The sequence below is a fragment of the Myxococcus stipitatus DSM 14675 genome (assembly GCF_000331735.1).
In the GTDB taxonomy this organism is placed as follows: Bacteria; Myxococcota; Myxococcia; order Myxococcales; family Myxococcaceae; genus Myxococcus; species Myxococcus stipitatus.
On sequence record NC_020126.1, the window covers coordinates 4,166,567 to 4,182,766 of the forward strand.

Genomic DNA, 16,200 nt, shown 5'->3' on the forward strand with positions numbered 1-16,200 from the left:
GACGAGTGCTCGACAGGACGCGCAGGAATCAAGATGCTGCTCCATCCGATGCGTCGCTTCAGCGTCCAGTTCTCCCTGTGCGAAGGCGAAGAGTTGTCGCGTCTCGATGCAGTCCATGACGAGGCAACGAATACACCCAACGGGGGCGGTCAAGAAGATGAGTGGCACTGAGCATGAGGCGGATGTGGCCTTCGCGCAGGCCTGCGCACATGGTGATGAACAGGCCCTCGCGGACTTCGAGTCTCGCTACACACCTTTGCTCCGAAAGGCGCTCATCCACCGAGGTCTGGAACTCGGGGTGGTGGACGAGGCCCTCCAGCTCCTGCGGGTGAAGCTCTTCCTCCCCAGCGGGGAGCGTGCTCCAAGAATCTTGGACTACGAGGGGCAGGGCTCGCTGGTGTCGTGGCTGCGCGTCGCGGCGCTGCGCACGGCGCTCAACCTGATGCGCGAGCGGAAGATTTCGCTTGATCTGGACGACGCCCGGCTCGCGGAGAGCAGCGTGGCGCAGGTGGATGCGGACCAGCGGTTCATCCAGGACAACTACCGCGAGGACTTCACGGCGTCCTTCCAGGAGGCCCTCCGCGCGCTGGAGCCGAGGGCGCGCACGCTGCTGCGCCTGCACCTGGTGGAGGGCATGGGGACCGCGCAGATCGCCCGTGCGTATCAGGTGGACCGCTCCACGGTGAAACGCTGGCTGGCCCAGTTCCGCGAGCAGCTGCGACTGGACGTGCGAGCGCGGCTCGCGGCCCGGCTGGGCGAGGACAGCCTGGAGCTGACGAGCCTGCTTCGCGTGCTCCAGAGTCAGCTGGACCTGAGCATCCGGAGCGCGATGTTGGACGTGACGCCCGGCTGACGTCAGGGCGCGGAGCCGAGCGCCCGCTGGATCGCCACCCGGATGGGCGCGCCTTCGTCCTGCGGGGCCGCGGGGAACAGCGGCGGCTGGGCCATGAAGCGAGGCCGGGTGCCTCGATGGGGCTGCGCGGCGTGGACCAGGAACGGGTGGCACAGGTAGACGGTGCCCGCTTCACCCGTGGCCAGCGCGAGCGGTCGCGCCGCGGTGGGCTCGAGCCGCGAGGCCACCTCCATGAAGGACAGGCCCGTCTCTCCCTCGGGCGCCAGGAGGCGGGCGATGTCGAGATGCGAGCCGACGCGGATGCGCGTGGGGGCGTCGTCCTCACCGACATCGGAGAAGAGGAACAGCATCAGGAGCACGCGGCCTCGCGAGGCGACGTTGATGCGCCACTCGAAGAAGGAGCCCGTGCCTCCATCGGGAGGAGGGAAGCTGGCGTCGACGTGCCAGCCATCGTCACCCGGGCTCTCCGGACGGGGGAAGCGCACGGGGAAGGAGCCCAGGCTCATGCGGGGCTGCCAGCGGCCGGGTCCGACGAGCTGGTCGAAGGCCGCATGCAGCCTCGGTGTGTTGGCCGCCTGCCGGAAGGGCTCCTGCAGGTACTCGCCGAGCCGGACCACGGGTCGGGTCCAGGTCGACGCATCGTCCGGCGAACAGCCCGTGTCACGCCAGAGGAGGTCGCGCGCGGTGTCGGCCAGCGCTCGTGGGAAGGCGCCGTCGAGCTTCACGAAGCCTTCGTCGATGAACCGCTGAATCTGGAGGTCGCTCAGAGCGGGAGAGGTCATGGCGGTGGCTGACGTTGCGTGGTGTCGACCCTGAACGGCCAGGTCTCGGATCCGTCCGGGACCTCGGGTGCGGGGCCTCCTGCTTCCCTCGACTCCTTGGGCTTGAAGACGAACGGGTAGGTGACGACGCCGCCCTGGGTGGTGGGCTTGGGAAAGCTCCATGTCTTCGTGTGGGCGAGGATGCAGCGCTCGAGCGCCGGCTCATGGATGGTCGTCTTGACGAGCTCGGACTTCGCGACCTTTCCCTCCGGGTCGAGGGTGAACTTGACCGTGACGTTCCCGGAGCGCAAGGGGCGGGTCTCGTATGCCTTCTCGTAGCAGTCGGTGACGTGGTCCCTGTTCGCGTGGATGGCGGCGCGAATGGAGGGCGCGTCGAACGGCGTCCCGGGAGGCGGGGCGGGGGCGGCGGGGCGCTCCTCGGGCGCATGGCGGCAGGCGGGAGTCGCGACAGCGAGCAGCAGGAGCGATGCGAGAGGCTTCAGCATTGCCGGCGATGCTGCCATGGGTGTCCCTCCGGTCCGTCGAGAATCACCGGAGGGGCGGGGCGCTTCGTCAGAGCATCTGGTGCATCGAGATGAGGTTGCCGCAGGTGTCCTCGAACAGCGCCGTGAGGACGGGGCCGGCCGGCGTGGGCTTCTGCCGGAACACCACGCCCAGGGCACTCATCCGCTCGAAGTCCTTCTGGATGTCCAGGGTGGCGAACGACGTGGCCGGAATGCCGTCCGCGAAGATGGCCTTCTGGAAGGTGGTCGCCGCGGGGTGCTGGTTGGGCTCGAGCAGGAGCTGCACACCTTCGGGGTCATCCTTCGACACGACGGTCAGCCACCGCGCGCCACCGCCCATCGGCATGTCCACCTTCGTCACGAAGCCCAGGACCTCCGTGTAGAACTTCTGCGCCTTGGCCTGGTCGTCGACGAACACACTGCTCAGCGTGATTCTCATCGTCCCTCGGGAGTGGGTGGACCGGCACGGACCATTCCGCGCGACGTTCAACCAACTCGTTGAGGATAGTCCTGGCGCTCGGGCAGTCAATCATCCGATGGTGCGTGGAACCCCTCAGTCGCCGGACTCCTGTGCCCGCGCGCGCACCTCCGCGGCGAACAGCTCCGCCGCGGGCTCGCGAGGCGCTCCCTTGCGCCACAGCAGCGCGGCGAGCTCCGTGCGCGGCGCGGGGGACAGCCGCCTCACGACCAGTCGCTCCACGTCGGCGAGGCGCGGCTCCGGGAGCACCGTGACGGCGAGCCCCGCGCGGACGATGGCGAGCACCGTCGCGACGGCGTTGGACTCCAGCGCGACGCGCGGCGACAGCTTGAGCGTCGCGAAGTACGCATCCACGCGCGAGCGCGCGCGCAGTCCCGGGGCGAGCAGGGCGAAGCGCTCGTTGGCGAGCTGCCGGGCCCCCACGCTCTCGGCTCCCGCGAGGGCATGGCTTCGCGCCACGACGAGCGCCAGCCGGCTGTCGAACACGGCCTCCGTGTCCAGGTCCGGTGAGCGGGCCGGCGCATAGCCCAACCCCACGTCCAGCTTCCCATCCGCCAGCCGCCGCTCCAGCTTGCGCACCACGGCCTCCTCCGCGCTCAGCGCGAGCCCCGGATGCCGCCGCAGCACCGCCGCCAGCGCGGGCACCACCAGGCCGCGCATGCTGGGGGGATAGCCCACGCGCAGCGCTCCCGTGGCCAGCCCCCGCAGCGCTCCCACGGCCACTCGCCCCGCGTCCACGTCCTCCAGCGCTCGCGAGGCGTAGGTACGGAACAGCTCGCCGGCTTGCGTCAGGCGGACCCCCGTGCGGGCGCGCTCGAACAGGGGCGTGCCGAGCTCCTCCTCGAGCTGCCGGACCTGCTGGGACAGCGTGGGCTGGGACACATGGACGCGCCGTGCGGCCCGGCCGAAGTGAAGCGTGTCCGCCACGGCGGTGAAGTAGCGCAGGTGCCGAAGCTCCATCGCGTCATCATAGATGCCATCTATCGACTCCATGCGAACAAACGAATGCGCGAATCGACCCCTCGCGCATAGAACATGCGGTGTCACACAAAGGAAGGACGCGATGAAGGCATCGGACCTGTTCGTCAAGGCACTGGAGGCAGAGGGTGTTCGCTACGTCTTCGGGCTCCCTGGAGAAGAGAACCTGGACCTGCTGGAGTCGATGCGCTCCTCCAGCCTGCGCCTGGTCGTCACCCGCCATGAGCAGGCGGCGGGCTTCATGGCGGCGACGTGGGGCCGGCTGACGGGGCGCGCGGGCGTGAGCCTGGCGACGCTGGGGCCGGGCGCCACCAACCTCGTCACCCCCGCCGCGTACGCGCAACTGGGCGCCATGCCCATGGTGATGCTCACCGGGCAGAAGCCCATCAAGGTGAGCAAGCAGGCCCACTTCCAGATCGTGGACGTGGTCGGGATGATGCGTCCGCTCACCAAGCTGACGCGCACGCTGGTCTCGTCGGAGCATGTCCCCTCGGCCGTGCGCGAGGCCTTCCGCCGCGCGGAGGAGGAGCGCCCCGGAGCCACGCATCTGGAGCTGCCCGAGGACGTGGCCCGCGAGTCCACCGAGGCCCCGCTCCTGGCGCCCAGCGCGTGGCGCAGGCCCGTGGCGGACGAGGGCTCCATCGCGCAAGCCGTGGAGACCATCGCCTCCGCGCGCCGGCCGCTCCTGATGATTGGCGCGGGCGCCAACCGGAAGCTCACCTCGGAGATGCTCCGGGTCCTCGTGGACCGGGTGGGCATTCCCTTCTCGAGCACGCAGATGGGCAAGGGCGTGGTGGACGAGTCCCACCCGCTGTGGATGGGCACCGCCGCGCTGACGGACGGTGACTTCGTCCACCGTGCCATCGAGGACTCCGACTGCATCATCAACGTGGGCCACGACGTCATCGAGAAGCCGCCGTTCGTCATGCGCGACAACAAGCGCGCGGTGGTGCACCTCAACTTCTCCTCGGCGGAGGTGGACCCGGTCTACTTCCCGAAGCTGGAGGTGACGGGCGACATCGCGAACGCGGTGTGGCGCATCACCCAGGGCTTGGAGGGGCGCGGCAACTGGGACTTCACGCCGTTCGAGAAGGCCCGGGCCGGACTGGAGACGCAGCTCCAGCGCGGCTTCGCGGATGACCGCTTCCCCATCTACCCCGCGCGGCTGGTGGCCGAGGTGCGGCGCGCGCTGCCCGACGACGGCATCGTCTGCCTGGACAACGGCATGTACAAGCTGTGGTTCGCCCGCTACTACCGGACGCGCAAGCCCAACACGCTCCTGCTCGACAACGCGCTCGCGACGATGGGCGCGGGGTTGCCGTCGGCGATCGCCGCGAAGCTCGTGCACCCGCGCCGCAAGGTGGTCGCTGTCGCTGGCGACGGTGGGTTCATGATGAACTCCCAGGAGCTGGAGACGGCGGTGCGCCTGGGCCTGGACCTGACGGTCATCGTCGTGCGCGACGACGGCTACGGGATGATTCGCTGGAAGCAGGGCGAGATGGGCCTGCCGGACTTCGGCATGACGCTGGGCAACCCCGACTTCGTCCGCTACGCGGAGGCGTACGGCGCCAAGGGACACCGTCCCACCAGCGCTTCGGAGTTCGGCGCCACGCTCGCGCGCTGCCTCGACTCGGGCGGCGTGCACGTCATCGACCTGCCCATTGACTACTCGGACAACACCCGCGCGCTGGGCGTGGGGGAGAAGGAAGAGGAGGCACACCATGTTGGCTGACCGCTATCCGTTCTACCTGGCCAACCGTCCCCGGCAGCCCAACGAGGACCTGCCCGTCGTCGACAAGTTCTCCGGCGAGGTGGTGACGCGCGTCGCGCTCTCGAGCGCGGCGGACGTGGAGGAGGCCATCGCCGCCGCCGTGCGCGCCGCCGAGCCCATGCGCAAGCTGCCCCCGCATGCGCGGCAGGCCATCCTGGAGCACTGCGTGCGCCGCTTCCGGGAGCGCGCGGAGGAGCTCGCCCTGATTCTCTGCGTCGAGGCGGGCAAGCCCCTGCGCGACGCACGCGGAGAAGTCACGCGCCTCATCGAGACCTTCAAGGCCGCCGCCGAAGAGGCCGTGCGCGGCGGAGGCGAGGTGCTCGACCTGGAGGTCTCCGCCCGCGCGGAGGGCTACCGAGGCTTCACCCGACGCGTGCCGGTGGGCCCCGTGTCGCTCATCACCCCGTTCAACTTCCCCCTCAACCTGGTGGCCCACAAGGTGGCCCCCGCCATCGCCGCGGGCTGCCCCTTCATCCTCAAGCCGTCGGACCGCACCCCCGTGAGCGCGATGGTGCTGGCGGAGGTGCTCGCGGAGACGAACCTCCCCGCGGGCGCGTTCTCCGTCGTCACGCCCCGGCTCGCGGACATCGGCCCGCTCATCGAGGACGAGCGGCTCATGCTCTTGTCCTTCACCGGCTCGGAGAAGGTGGGCTGGGAGCTCAAGGCCCGCGCGGGACGCAAGAAGGTGGTGCTGGAGCTGGGCGGCAACGCGGCGTGTGTCGTGGACAAGGAGCCCGGCGCGCCGCTGGAGGCCATCGCGGACCGCGTGGCGCTCGGGGCCTTCTTCCAGTCGGGGCAGAGCTGCATCTCCGTGCAGCGCGTGCTGGTGCACACCACGCACTACGAGGCGCTCAAGGCGCTGCTCGTGGCCCGCGCCCGTGCCCTTCGCGCGGGCAATCCCCGCGACGAGGCCACCACGCTGGGCCCCATGATCGACGAGCCCGCGGCGCGTCGGCTCGAAGGCTGGATCCACAGCGCGGTGGCGCGAGGCGCGCGGGTGCTCACCGGCGGTGGACGTCAGGGCGCGCTGCTCGAGGCCACCGTGCTCGAGGGAGTCCCCACCGACGAGCCCCTCCACACCGAAGAGGCCTTCGGACCGGTGGTGCTGCTCGAGTCCTTCGAGTCCTTCACCGACGCCCTGCGCCGGGTGAACGCGGGCCGCTTCGGCCTGCAGGCGGGCCTCTTCACCAACGACCTGTCCCGCGCGATGCGGGCCTGGGACGACCTGGAGGTGGGCGGCGTGGTGGTGGGCGATGTGCCGAGCTTCCGCGTCGACACCATGCCCTACGGTGGCGTGAAGAGCTCCGGCCTGGGCCGCGAGGGCGTGAAGTACGCCATCGAGGACATGACCGAGATTCGCCTGCTCGTGCTGAAGCAGGGCCCCTCGCGGGACGACTGAGCCGCCTGCGCCCGGTCTGAAGTGACACGTCGAGTGGGGGCGTCGCGCCGGCTGAGCGGCGCCACCCTCGTGTGTCGACGGGACGACGCGTCGGGGCCTGGAGCGTGTCCTCGCCTGGAGAAGTTGCTGGACCCGTCCGAGCAGGCCCGGTAGTGACTTTGACCTCAAACTATATGCCCGAGGGGGACATCCGCGAGAGGGAGGCGCGTGGTGGACGGCTTCTGGGCGCTCCACCGCGAGAGGTCTTCCGACATGGTCCGTTCCATCCCCCTGCCGTCGCTGCTGTCCACCGCACCTGTCGAGGCTCCCGGGGAGGGGGCCTCGCTGCCGGTGCCGGCGCTGGACTCGGCGTGGTGGGGGTTGGAGCTGTGGCAGTGGGCGGGGCTGGGGGTGTTGGTGGTGGGGGCGTGGCTGCTGGGCCGGGGCCTGGAGTGGCTGGTGATGCGGGTGGTGGACCGGGCCACGGCGCTGACGAAGTCCGGTTGGGATGACCAGCTGGCGGCCTCCGCGCGAGGCCCGCTGCGCTACCTGTTGTTCGTCGTGCTGGTGGCCACGGGGCTGTGGGCGCTGAAGCTGCCGCCCGCGGCGAAGCAGGGCGTGGAGCTGGCGGCGCGCTCGGTGGGACTGGCCGCGATGGCGTGGTTCCTCCTGCGCTTCGTGAACCTGGCGGCGCGCTTCGTCGAGCAGACGGTGGCTCGCGAGGAGCAGGGCGGCAACGTGGGCCGTGCGCGCGGGCTGCGCACGCAACTGGCGGTGCTGCGCCGGGTGATTGAAGTGGCGGTGGTGCTCATCAGCGCCTCGCTGCTGCTGCTGCAGTTCGAGGCGGTGCGCAACGTGGGCGTGTCGCTGCTGGCCTCGGCTGGCATCGCCGGCCTCTTCATCGGCCTGGCGGCGCAGAAGTCCATCTCCACGCTGCTCGCGGGCATCCAGCTCTCCATCACCCAGCCCATCCGCATCGGCGACACCGTCATCGTGGAGAACGAGTGGGGCTGGGTGGAGGAGATCACCCTCACGTACGTCGTGGTGAAGGTGTGGGACCTGCGTCGGCTGGTGATTCCCATGGGCCACTTCCTGGAGAAGCCCTTCCAGAACTGGAGCAAGGTGTCGCCCGACATCATGGGCACCGCGGAGCTCTACGTGGACTTCCGCACCGACGTGCCCGCGGTGCGCGCGGAGCTCAAGCGTGTGCTGGACCACGAGTCCCGGGGCTTGTGGGACGGCAAGGTGCACGCGCTCCAGGTGACGGACCTCTCCGAGCGCACCATGAAGCTGCGCGCGCTGGTGAGCGCGTCGGACGCGGGCAAGGCCTTCGAGCTGCGCTGCATCGTCCGCGAGAAGCTCATGGCCTTCCTGCGCGAGCAGCCCCACGGACTCCCCAGGGTGCGCACCGAGGCGAGCCTCGCGGAGTCCGGCGACGCGCCCGTCACCCTGCGCTCCGGCGCCAACGTCCTGGCCACGGTGCCGGGCGAGTGAGTCTTGACCCACGGGGGAGCCGGTGTCGTTTCATGGACGTGACACCGCGTGCCCCCCTGGGTTTGTTGACTGCGGAACACTCCCGGTAGGGGTTTCTGGGTGGGATGAGTTGTCGGCTTTTGCTGGATAAGCCGAAAGTGCCGGTCCGTCCCCGACGACGCGTTCGCCACCTGGTGTTCACGGCGTCGGGACCACGCGCGGAGGCCGCTTGATTCGGCTGGCCGCGGTGATCCGCGACGCACCACCCACACACCGAGGAGCGCTGCTCATGAAGCGGTTGATTCCGTTTGCCCTGTTTTTGCTGAGCCCTACCGCGGCCTTCGCTGGGGCCGATGACCAAGAGCTGTGGATTTCGCTGGGCTCCGATGCCCTCGAGCCCGTCGCGGAAGCCTTCGCGAAGGAAGGTTGGGCCATGCCCCCCGCCTCTCTGGCGAAGGGCGACGTGACGGTGATTCCCGTCCGTGAGTCCCAGCTGGAGAGCATCGCGCATGTCATGCACGAGAAGTTCAACCGCTGCGCGGGCTTCGTCACGTACGAGAGTCTGGACGCGGCGGAGAAGGCGCTGGTACCCGAGCCGCCGCAGCGCATCGAGACCCTCGGTCCGCCGCTGTACACGCTGACGAACGCCACCGTCGCCAACTGCCTTGCCAGCACGGTGGCGGAGCCCAACGTGCGCGGCACCATCAACTCGATGGCCGCGTACACGACGCGCTACTACACGTCCTCGACGGGCGTGAGCGCGGCCAACTGGCTGCGCTCGCACTGGGCGAGCCTGGCGTCCGGCCGCACCGACATGGCCGCGTCGCTGTTCACCCACGCGGCGTGGGCGCAGCCGTCCGTGGTCCTCACCGTCACGGGCACCACGTACCCCACCGAGGTCGTCGTGGTGGGCGGTCACCTGGACTCCACGTCCTCGGGCAGCGTGGCCCCTGGCGCGGATGACAACGCCTCCGGCATCGCGTCCTTCACGGACGTCATCCGGGCGATGGTGGTCTGCAACTACCGGCCGCAACGCACCATCAAGTTCATCGGCTACGCGGCGGAGGAGGTGGGTCTGCGCGGCTCGAAGGAGATCGCCACCTACCACCGCAACAACGGCATCAACGTGGTGGGCGTGCTCCAGCTCGACATGACGAACTACCGGGGCACCTCGGCGGACATCGGCATCGTCACCGACTACACCAACGCGGCGCAGAACACGTTCCTCCGCAACCTCATCGCCGCGTATCTGCCGGGCGTCACCCATGTCAACACGACGTGCGGCTACGCGTGCTCGGACCATGCGTCGTGGACGAACGCGGGCTTCGCGGCGTCCATCCCGCATGAGGCCGTCGTCAGCCAGGGCAACCCGTACATCCACACGGTGAACGACACCATCTCCCGCGCCCGGCCCACGGCGGGCATGGCCACCCACGCGCTCAAGTTCTCCAAGCTCGCCGGCGCCTACGTCGCCGAGATGGGCAAGTAGTCGCGTGAAGTGAAGGGCCCGTGCTCCGCCGCGTGGAGGGTCCCACGCGGCGGGGTGCGGTGTATGGTCCCCCGGACCATGGCCTACTCGGCGGAAATCAGCCGCACCCAGCCCGCGTGCATCCTCATCCTGGTGGACCAGTCCGGCTCCATGGAGGAGCCCTTCGGGGGCCCCGGCGGCACCCGCCAGAAGGCCGAAGGTGTCGCGGACGTCACCAACCGCCTGCTCCAGAACCTGGTGGTGCGCTGCGCCCGCGAGGACGGCATCCGGGACTACTTCCACCTGGGGGTGCTCGGGTACGGAGAGCACGTCGGGTCCGCCTTCTCCGGTCCGCTCGCGGGGCGAGGGCTGGTTCCCGTCAGCGAGATTGGCCATGCGCCCGCGCGGCTGGAGGAGCGCACGCGCGAGCGCGAGGACGGGATGGGGGGACTGGTGCGCGAGAAGGTCCGCTTCCCCATCTGGTTCGAGCCGAAGGCGCACGGCCCCACGCCCATGTGCCAGGTGCTCGGGCGGGCCACGGAGTGGGTGCGGGAGTGGATGCGCCAGCACCCGGAGAGCTTCCCGCCCATCGTGGTGAACATCTCCGACGGGCAGCCCACGGATGGAGACCCGACGGCGGCGGCGGCCGCGTTGCGCTCGGTGCGCGGCGAGGACGGCGCGGTGCTGCTGCTCAACGTGCACCTGTCGTCGATTCCCGCGCAGCCCATCCAGTTCCCCGACGCGGAGGTGGTGCTGCCGGACGCGCACGCGCGGCTGCTCTTCGACCTCTCCAGTCCGCTCACGCCCGGCATGCGCGACGCGGCGCGGGAGGAGGGGCACGCCGTGCGCGACGGCGCGCGCGCCTTCACGTTCAACGCGGACATCGTGTCGCTCATCAAGTTCCTGAACATCGGGACCCGCCCCGGCAACCTGCGCTGACCTCCCGTCGAAAGGGCGCGAACGTGCGAATCGAGCTCGAGGTCGTGAGCGTGCAGAAGGCGGGGCACACGCCCGCGGAGAACGAGGACGCGTGGGCGTCCGAGCGCTCCTCCACGCTGGAGGGCGACACGCTGCGGGTGGCGGTGGCCGATGGGGCCACGGAGAGCCTCTTCTCCGGGCAGTGGGCCCGGCTGCTGGCCCGCGAGTACGTGGCGGGGAAGATGTGCGAGCCGCCCGTGCTGCTCGAGTCGCTGCCCGGCCTCCAGCGGCGGTGGCGCTCCGACGTCGAGGCGCGCGACCTGCCCTGGTATGCGCAGGAGAAGCTGCGCGAGGGCGCCTTCGCCACGCTCCTGGGGGTGCGCTGTGAGCAGTCGCCTCGGCCGGGCGTGGGGACGTGGGCGGCCTTGGTGGTGGGGGACTCGTGCCTGTTCCAGGTGCGGGACGGCCGGCTCGTGTGTGCGTTTCCCTTGGAGCAGGCGGCGGCGTTCGGCTCGCGCCCCTTCCTCGTGTCCACACAGGAGGGACACAACCCTCGCGTGGGGGAGTACGTGCGCTGTGCCTCGGGCGACCTGCGTCCGGGAGACCTCTTGATGCTCATGACCGATGCCCTGGCGCAGTGGTTCCTGGCGGAGCACGAGCGAGGGGGGACCCCGTGGCTGGCCTTGCCGGCCTGGGGCTCGGAGGCTCCGCACGAGCGCTTCCAGCCCTTCGTGGAGGGCCTGCGCGCGAGCAAGGTCATCCGCAATGACGACGTCACGCTGGCCCGGTTGACCGTGGGGGCGTGACGGCATGTCCCTGCCCTCGGACAGCGACTATCAGACGGCGCTCCAGAACCCTCGGCGGGCCTTCGCGGACGAGGAGCTGCGCGACGGCGTCGTGGAGCGGGGGACGGGCGTCATGGCGGGGATGCCTCGGCCTCGCTCCGGCAACTTCGCGACCATCTACAAGGTGACGTGCGGCGAGAAGTCCTATGCGGTGCGCTGCTTCACGCGCTCCTATCCGTACGACTTGCAATCGCGTTACCTCGAGATCGAGCGGGCCCTGGAAAAGCGCCGGCTGCCGTACACGGCGGACTTCTCGTTCCACCCACGGGGCATCTTCGTGCGAGGGCGGTGGTGGCCCATCGTGAAGATGGAGTGGATTCAAGGCGAGAGCCTGGAGCGCTACGTCGGGCGCCACCTGCACGAGAAGGAGAAGCTGTTCTGCCTCGCCGCGGAGTGGCTGGACCTCCTGATGTCATTGCGCCGCGCGGGCGTCGCGCACGGTGACCTCCAGCACGGCAATGTCCTGGTCACGGACGAGGGGCTGCGGCTCGTCGACTACGATGGGATGTGTGTGGCCGCCCTGGAGGGACGTGAGAGCCACGAGCGGGGACACGCGAACTACCAGCACCCCGGGCGGGACCCGCGCTTCTTCGACACGCGGCTGGACGCGTTCTCGGGCTGGGTGGTGTGGCTCTCCCTGGTCGCGCTGGCGCACGAGCCGTCGCTCTGGGAGCGCTTCCAGGGCGGAGATGACTGTCTGCTGTTCCGCCGCCGGGACTTCGCCGCGCCGGACCGCTCGCCCTTGTTCCAGGCGCTGCGTGCCTCGTCGAACGAGACGCTGAGGGAGTACGTGGCGGGGACGTTGTCGTCGCTCCTGTCCACGGCGCCCGAGCAGGTGCGCGCGGTGGAGGTGCGCGCCGACGGTCCCGCACCGGCGGCCGACGTGGAGGACAGCAAGGTGGTGGCCCACACCCGCGCGCTGGAGCGCTACATCGCGCCACCCCGGCCGCCGCCGCGCGTGTTCTCCCAGGACGACCAGACCGAGCGCAGCCTGGCCAGCGGGCTGCTCATCGCCGCGGGCCTGGGGCTCATCCCCAGCGTGGTGTTCTCACCCCTCTGGCTCACGGGGGTGGGGCTCGTGGGCGGGCTGGGGCTCGCGCAGGTGCGCGCGCTGTTTCACAAGGAGACGGCGGTCCAGGAGTTCACCCGGTGGAGGAAGCAGTGGGGCACCGCGCGCGAGGCCCGAGCCCGGTTCGAGGAGCGGCTTGCCCGACTCCGCGCCGACGTCCAGGGCCGCGTGGCGCGCGGGCAGGATGCGCGTGTGCGGCTCGAGCAGGAGCAGACAGCGCTCCATGACTGGATGGAGGACGTGCGCCGCCGGAACCTCGAGCTGGACCGGTCGGAGCTGGACCGCATCGAGGGCCGACATGCACACCTGGACCGCGAGGAGCTGAATGCCCGCAAGGACCTGGAGGCGGAGCGGCGAGCCTGGGACGGGGACGTGGAGCTCCAGGCCCGCCTCTCCGAGACCGAGCGACGCCAGGCGCTGTCGGGGTTCACCCAGCGGACCGAGGAGCTCGTCCAGCACTTCGACGCGCGGCGCGAGGCGCTGGAGGCCGAGGAGGAAGAGTCCATCGCCCGGGCCAAGGCCCATGGCACGCTGTCGCCCGACTACCGGTCGGCGCTGGAGCGGGGACAGGTCCTGGTCGGACAGCTGAAGAGAGACTCCTCGGGGCTCGCCAGCCTGGAGCGTGAGCAGGCCGCTCTACGGCGTGAGTGCATCCGGCTGTGCTGGCGTGGGATGGAGGCCCGGCGCGCGATGGAGACTCATGGCGCCCCCAGCTTCTGGAAGTTCGTCGAGGGGCTCATGCAAGGCATCTTTCAAGACACCAAGGGAGGCCGCTGATGCGATGGATGACGGCGCTGGTGCTGTCCTGGCTTTGGGCGGGGGAGGCGCTGGCGGCGGAGCGGGTGTCGCTCCAGTCGGTGGTGGATGGATTGGCGGTGGAGGCCACCCGGCTGGCTCCGGGGGCGGACATCGCCATCGCGGTGAAGGACTCGAGGACGGGAGAGTACGCGGGGAGCGCCGACACGGTGCCCCACATCTCCGCGAGCTCGGCCAAGGTGTTCTGGGTGGCCGCGGCGCTGAAGAAGGCGGAGCTGTCCCAGGTGACGCCGCTGGCGGAGAAGGTCTTCCGCACCTCGGACAACGAGGCGTCCGGGGCGGTCATCGACCTGGTGGGCGGGCCCGATGCCATCAATGACTATCTCCGCTCGCTCGAGGTGAAGAACACCGCGCTGACCAAGTGGAACTATGGCAAGCCGAGGCGGGCGACGAACTCGCCGCAGGTGATGGGGAATGACAACTACTTCTGCGCGGCGGACGCGGTGAGCTTCCTGCATCGCCTGGGGAAGGGGGAGCTGCTCAAGCCCAAGTCCACCGCGCGGCTGCTCGCGTGGATGGAGCTGACGCCTCGGGAGGGGTGTGGCGGATGGCTGGGGACGATGCTCCCGCCCAAGGTGCGCGCGTCGCTGCGGCACAAGGGCGGGTGGCTGCCGCCGGGCTGCTGCTCCGATGACTCCCGCTACAACGTGCTCAACGAAGTGGGGTTGGTGCGGCTGCCGGACGGTGGCCACTACGCGGTGGCCATCCTCGCGGCGAGGGGGGCGGACTGGCCCAGGCAGGCGTTCTTCGTCGAGCGGGCCTCGTGTGTGCTCTATCGCTCGCTGGCGCGAGACACGACGCTGGACTGTGGGGATGCGCTGGCGAAGCAGGGCGGCCCCGCGCCCGTGCGGGTCGAGGACGGCGGAACGCCACCTGATTACGATTGCTGACGGAGTAGAGGATTCGTCGTGGCAGCTCGAAGCGCGCCAGGCGCCTTGGGCTAACATCCAGGACCATGCTCCTCCTCGCCGCGTCCTCCAGGTCCTCCGGGTTGCCGCCCTGGCTCGCCATCGCGTTCTTCGTGGTGTTCTTCGTGGGCATGACCGGGCTGAGCTCGCTGGTGGGGGGCTGGTACCGGCTCGGGCGGCGCTACGCGACGAAGCGGGCCCTGCCAGACACGAACATCCGCGGCATCACGGTGCGGGTCGGCCTGAGCAACTATCGAGGGGCGGTCACCGTGGGGGCAGATGAGGAGGGCCTCTATCTGTCCCCCATGTTCCTCATGAGGCCGTTCCATCCGCCCCTGCGCATCCCCTGGGCCGCGTTGAGGGCTCGGACGCGGCGGTCGGACTGGACCTACTTCGGCAAGAGCTTCGACCGGATGGAGGTGGGCCCGGAGCGAATCGTGGTCCACATCGAGTCGTTGGTCATGGACGGCTTCGTCCGATACCTGCCGCCCCTGGGCTAGCCAGCCTCGGCGCGGGACGCGTGCACGGGCGGGCGGCGCACGGCCCAGGGGCGTGCCTCCTCCAGCTGCCCCGCGAGCTGGAACAGCGTCGCCTCGTCCGCGAAGCGCCCCACGAACTGGACGCCGATGGGCAGGTCCTTCTCATTCCAGTGCAGCGGGACGGACATCGCGGGCTGTCCCGTCACGTTGTAGAGCGCCGTGAAGGGAATCCGCGTGAAGCAGTGCCGGTACCACTCCCGCGCGCTCATGGGGACGTTGGCGTTGAGCTCGCCCAGCTCGAACGGCGGCACGGCGGTCGTCGGCGTGAGCAGCACGTCGTGGTCCACGAAGAACGCGCCCACGGTGCGGCAGACCTGGTTGAAGACGGTGAGCGCGTTCTGGAGGTCCGTGGCCTTCAGCGAGCGGCCATGCTCCACCACCGCCAGCGTGGTGGCCTCCAGCGTGTCGAGATTCACCGGGCGCCCCATGATCTGCCCCAGCATGTCCACCGTCGCCGCCTGGTACGTGCTCCAGGCCGTCACCATGGCCTCCACGAGGGCCGCGTCGTCGTAGACGGGGGCCGCCTCGACCAGCTCATGCCCCAGGGACGCGCACAGCCGCGCCACGTCGTCCACCGCCGCGACGTTGTCGGGACTGACGGGCACCCCCGAGGCGGCCTTGCGTGAGACGGCGATGCGCAGGCGCCCGGGCTCCCGGCGGACCTCCTCGAGAAAGGGCCGCGCCGGGGGCGGTGCGTAGTGCGGCTCGCCCACGCCGGGGCCATGGATGGCGTCCAGGATCGCCGCGCTATCCCGGACGGAGCGCGTCAGCACGTGCTCGATGGCCAGGCCGTTGATGGCCTCGCCCGCGTCGGGCGCGAGCGTATTCCTGCCTCGCGTGGGCTTCATCCCGAACACGCCACAGAGCGCCGCCGGGACGCGCAGGGAGCCGCCCCCGTCGTTGCCATGCGCCACGGGGACGATGCCCGCGGCGACCGCCGCCGCCGAGCCTCCACTGGACCCACCGGAGCTGCGCCCCAGGTCCCACGGGTTGCGAGTGGGGCCCCGCAGCACGGGCTCCGTGGACGCGTTGTTGCCCAGCTCCGGCGTGTTCGTCCGGCCCATCATCACCAGGCCCGCGCGGCGGAAGCGCTCCATCAGCACCGTGTCATGCGGAATCACCAGCCCGCGCGCCAGCCGGCTCCCCACCTCCATCGGGACCCCGGCGGCGTGCAGCGCCAGGTCCTTGATGAGGAAGGGCACACCGGTGAAGGGACCCTGAGGCAGTCCGTTCCTCAGCGTCGTCCGCGCATCCTCTTCCCGGACGTCGATGACGGCGTTGAGCTTGGGATTGACGCGCGCGATGGCCTCGAGCGCGGTGCGAAGCAGCTCCTCGGGAGAGACTTCCTTGCGACGAACCAGCTCCGCCAGACCGATGGCGTCGAATCGGGTGTAGTCATCCAGGTGCATGAGGCCCTCGGG

General features: G+C 70.1%; 15 protein-coding genes and 1 pseudogene. 10 read left to right on the top strand and 6 right to left on the bottom strand.

Annotation, left to right across the window (positions count from 1 at the left end; genetic code table 11):
• Window positions 1–21: 21 nt before the first annotated feature.
• Window positions 22–117: pseudogene (locus tag MYSTI_RS45675) on the bottom strand (zf-HC2 domain-containing protein); the annotation flags it as partial.
• On the opposite strand from MYSTI_RS45675, the gene MYSTI_RS16395 reads away from it, so the two are divergent.
• Window positions 116–853 carry a sigma-70 family RNA polymerase sigma factor gene (locus MYSTI_RS16395; protein ID WP_267881059.1) on the top strand — a complete coding sequence of 246 codons (738 nt, stop codon included), beginning with the start codon at window positions 116–118 and terminating at the stop codon, window positions 851–853. The pseudogene MYSTI_RS45675 and the gene MYSTI_RS16395 sit on opposite strands and share 2 nt — an antisense overlap.
• Window positions 854–855: 2 nt before the next feature.
• Here the strand turns inward: MYSTI_RS16395 and MYSTI_RS16400 are convergent, their stop codons facing one another.
• The 4 genes from MYSTI_RS16400 to MYSTI_RS16415 all read right to left on the bottom strand — a co-directional run bounded on the left by MYSTI_RS16400 (window position 856) and on the right by MYSTI_RS16415 (window position 3,576).
• The gene (locus tag MYSTI_RS16400; protein WP_015348892.1) at window positions 856–1,635 is read right to left on the bottom strand and encodes a phytanoyl-CoA dioxygenase family protein; all 780 of its coding nucleotides are present in this window, start codon (window positions 1,633–1,635) and stop codon (window positions 856–858) included.
• Window positions 1,632–2,120: an AgmX/PglI C-terminal domain-containing protein gene (locus MYSTI_RS16405; protein ID WP_044280571.1), complete on the bottom strand. Its 489-nt coding sequence runs from the start codon at window positions 2,118–2,120 to the stop codon at window positions 1,632–1,634. Before MYSTI_RS16405 ends, MYSTI_RS16400 begins: the two co-directional genes overlap by 4 nt.
• Before the next feature lie 67 nt (window positions 2,121–2,187).
• Window positions 2,188–2,577: a VOC family protein gene (locus tag MYSTI_RS16410; protein WP_015348894.1), complete on the bottom strand. Its 390-nt coding sequence runs from the start codon at window positions 2,575–2,577 to the stop codon at window positions 2,188–2,190.
• 114 nt (window positions 2,578–2,691) lie between these two features.
• Window positions 2,692–3,576 carry a LysR substrate-binding domain-containing protein gene (locus MYSTI_RS16415; RefSeq protein WP_044283720.1) on the bottom strand — a complete coding sequence of 295 codons (885 nt, stop codon included), beginning with the start codon at window positions 3,574–3,576 and terminating at the stop codon, window positions 2,692–2,694.
• Between the two features lie 103 nt (window positions 3,577–3,679).
• Between MYSTI_RS16415 and MYSTI_RS16420 the strand changes: the two genes are divergently transcribed.
• The 9 genes from MYSTI_RS16420 (at window position 3,680) to MYSTI_RS16460 (ending at window position 14,740) form a co-directional block, all read left to right on the top strand.
• Window positions 3,680–5,326, top strand: coding sequence for an acetolactate synthase large subunit (locus MYSTI_RS16420; RefSeq protein ID WP_015348896.1), 1,647 nt, complete (start codon window positions 3,680–3,682; stop codon window positions 5,324–5,326).
• Complete coding sequence (locus tag MYSTI_RS16425; RefSeq protein ID WP_015348897.1) at window positions 5,316–6,764, top strand: aldehyde dehydrogenase family protein; 1,449 nt, start codon at window positions 5,316–5,318, stop codon at window positions 6,762–6,764. The genes MYSTI_RS16420 and MYSTI_RS16425 overlap by 11 nt, the downstream gene beginning before the upstream one ends.
• 252 nt (window positions 6,765–7,016) lie before the next feature.
• Window positions 7,017–8,237 (top strand): mechanosensitive ion channel family protein, encoded by a 1,221-nt coding sequence (locus MYSTI_RS16430; RefSeq protein ID WP_015348898.1) that lies wholly within the window; start codon window positions 7,017–7,019, stop codon window positions 8,235–8,237.
• Window positions 8,238–8,505: 268 nt separating this feature from the next.
• Window positions 8,506–9,705, top strand: a complete 1,200-nt coding sequence (locus tag MYSTI_RS16435; RefSeq protein WP_015348899.1) for a M20/M25/M40 family metallo-hydrolase — start codon at window positions 8,506–8,508, stop codon at window positions 9,703–9,705.
• A gap of 63 nt (window positions 9,706–9,768) precedes the next feature.
• Window positions 9,769–10,623, top strand: coding sequence for a vWA domain-containing protein (locus MYSTI_RS16440; protein WP_015348900.1), 855 nt, complete (start codon window positions 9,769–9,771; stop codon window positions 10,621–10,623).
• 23 nt (window positions 10,624–10,646) lie between these two features.
• Window positions 10,647–11,408, top strand: a complete 762-nt coding sequence (locus MYSTI_RS16445; protein ID WP_015348901.1) for a protein phosphatase 2C domain-containing protein — start codon at window positions 10,647–10,649, stop codon at window positions 11,406–11,408.
• Window positions 11,409–11,412: 4 nt separating this feature from the next.
• Window positions 11,413–13,293, top strand: a complete 1,881-nt coding sequence (locus tag MYSTI_RS40780) for a protein kinase family protein (protein WP_015348902.1) — start codon at window positions 11,413–11,415, stop codon at window positions 13,291–13,293.
• Entirely contained in the window at window positions 13,293–14,222 is a 930-nt protein-coding gene (locus MYSTI_RS16455; protein ID WP_015348903.1) for a serine hydrolase, read from the top strand. Before MYSTI_RS40780 ends, MYSTI_RS16455 begins: the two co-directional genes overlap by 1 nt.
• Window positions 14,223–14,287: 65 nt before the next feature.
• The gene (locus tag MYSTI_RS16460) at window positions 14,288–14,740 is read left to right on the top strand and encodes a hypothetical protein (RefSeq protein WP_015348904.1); all 453 of its coding nucleotides are present in this window, start codon (window positions 14,288–14,290) and stop codon (window positions 14,738–14,740) included.
• Here the strand turns inward: MYSTI_RS16460 and MYSTI_RS16465 are convergent.
• On the bottom strand, window positions 14,737–16,188 hold the full coding sequence (locus tag MYSTI_RS16465; RefSeq protein WP_015348905.1) for an amidase: 1,452 nt from the start codon (window positions 16,186–16,188) through the stop codon (window positions 14,737–14,739). The genes MYSTI_RS16460 and MYSTI_RS16465 overlap by 4 nt on opposite strands.
• Window positions 16,189–16,200: the final 12 nt, after the last annotated feature.

What these genes read in the sequence shown, in the direction of transcription:
- MYSTI_RS16395 (WP_267881059.1), top strand. Translation starts at nt 116, where the DNA reads ATGACGAGGCAACGAATACACCCAACGGGGGCGGTCAAGAAGATGAGT.
- MYSTI_RS16400 (WP_015348892.1), bottom strand. Translation starts at nt 1,635, where the DNA reads ATGACCTCTCCCGCTCTGAGCGACCTCCAGATTCAGCGGTTCATCGAC.
- MYSTI_RS16405 (WP_044280571.1), bottom strand. Translation starts at nt 2,120, where the DNA reads ATGCTGAAGCCTCTCGCATCGCTCCTGCTGCTCGCTGTCGCGACTCCC.
- MYSTI_RS16410 (WP_015348894.1), bottom strand. Translation starts at nt 2,577, where the DNA reads ATGAGAATCACGCTGAGCAGTGTGTTCGTCGACGACCAGGCCAAGGCG.
- MYSTI_RS16415 (WP_044283720.1), bottom strand. Translation starts at nt 3,576, where the DNA reads ATGGAGCTTCGGCACCTGCGCTACTTCACCGCCGTGGCGGACACGCTT.
- MYSTI_RS16420 (WP_015348896.1), top strand. Translation starts at nt 3,680, where the DNA reads ATGAAGGCATCGGACCTGTTCGTCAAGGCACTGGAGGCAGAGGGTGTT.
- MYSTI_RS16425 (WP_015348897.1), top strand. Translation starts at nt 5,316, where the DNA reads ATGTTGGCTGACCGCTATCCGTTCTACCTGGCCAACCGTCCCCGGCAG.
- MYSTI_RS16430 (WP_015348898.1), top strand. Translation starts at nt 7,017, where the DNA reads ATGGTCCGTTCCATCCCCCTGCCGTCGCTGCTGTCCACCGCACCTGTC.
- MYSTI_RS16435 (WP_015348899.1), top strand. Translation starts at nt 8,506, where the DNA reads ATGAAGCGGTTGATTCCGTTTGCCCTGTTTTTGCTGAGCCCTACCGCG.
- MYSTI_RS16440 (WP_015348900.1), top strand. Translation starts at nt 9,769, where the DNA reads ATGGTCCCCCGGACCATGGCCTACTCGGCGGAAATCAGCCGCACCCAG.
- MYSTI_RS40780 (WP_015348902.1), top strand. Translation starts at nt 11,413, where the DNA reads ATGTCCCTGCCCTCGGACAGCGACTATCAGACGGCGCTCCAGAACCCT.
- MYSTI_RS16455 (WP_015348903.1), top strand. Translation starts at nt 13,293, where the DNA reads ATGCGATGGATGACGGCGCTGGTGCTGTCCTGGCTTTGGGCGGGGGAG.
- MYSTI_RS16460 (WP_015348904.1), top strand. Translation starts at nt 14,288, where the DNA reads ATGCTCCTCCTCGCCGCGTCCTCCAGGTCCTCCGGGTTGCCGCCCTGG.
- MYSTI_RS16465 (WP_015348905.1), bottom strand. Translation starts at nt 16,188, where the DNA reads ATGCACCTGGATGACTACACCCGATTCGACGCCATCGGTCTGGCGGAG.